Genomic DNA, 948 nt, shown 5'->3' with positions numbered 1-948 from the left:
GGTGAACTTGTCTACAGCGACCGAAGCGGATGTGGTGTTGAATCTCGCGACGGCGACCGATGGCAGTTACACTGCAGAGTCTGACGATATTGGTACCATCACCGCCACGTATAACGACGGCGTGTCTGATGTACCTCTCACCATTACTGATGGCAATATCACCTTACCTGCTGGCGTGACCGAGTTTAAAGTCACTGTTGTCACCACGCAGGATGACATCTTCGAAGGCTCAGAAATCTTCGGCGTGACCGTCACTGATAACAACAATGTCACTACCAATGGCTCCGCCACGGGCGTGGGTACCATTCTTGATGATGGCTCTGGTCCAGACCCAGATCCAGACGATGACCGCCCTGAGCTGTCTATCACGCCAGCGGTGTCAGTGGACGAAGGCACGGGCGCCATGTTCACGGTGAACTTGTCTACAGCGACCGAAGCGGATGTGGTGTTGAATCTCGCCACGGCGACCGATGGCAGTTACACTGCAGAGTCTGACGATATTGGTACCATCACCGCCACGTATAACGACGGCGTGTCTGATGTACCGCTCACCATTACTGATGGCAACATCACTTTACCTGCTGGCGTGACCGAGTTTAAAGTCACCGTTGCTACCACGCAGGATGACATCTTCGAAGGTCCAGAAACCTTCGGCGTGACGGTCACTGATAACAACAATGTCACCACCAATGGCTCCGCCACGGGCGTGGGTACCATTCTCGATGATGGCAGTGGTCCAGACCCAGATCCAGACGATGACCGCCCAACGCTTTCTATCACGCCAGCCGTGTCAGTGGACGAAGGCACGGGTGCCATGTTCACGGTGAACTTATCGAAAGAGACCGAAGCGGATGTGGTGTTGAATCTAGCCACAGCGACCGATGGGGAATACAGTGCAGAAGAGGGTGACATTGGCGCTCTGACTGCCACGTATAACGATGGCGTGTC

General features: G+C 54.6%; 1 protein-coding gene. It reads left to right on the top strand.

Annotated elements, in window-relative coordinates; translation table 11 throughout:
* Positions 1-948 (top strand): Calx-beta domain-containing protein (locus TZ48_RS03940; RefSeq protein ID WP_275426410.1); only part of this gene is annotated, 948 nt, incomplete at both ends.

Source organism: Vibrio variabilis (assembly GCF_003263785.1).
In the GTDB taxonomy this organism is placed as follows: domain Bacteria; phylum Pseudomonadota; class Gammaproteobacteria; order Enterobacterales; family Vibrionaceae; genus Vibrio; species Vibrio variabilis.
This window is presented reverse-complemented; position numbering and strand designations above follow the sequence as displayed.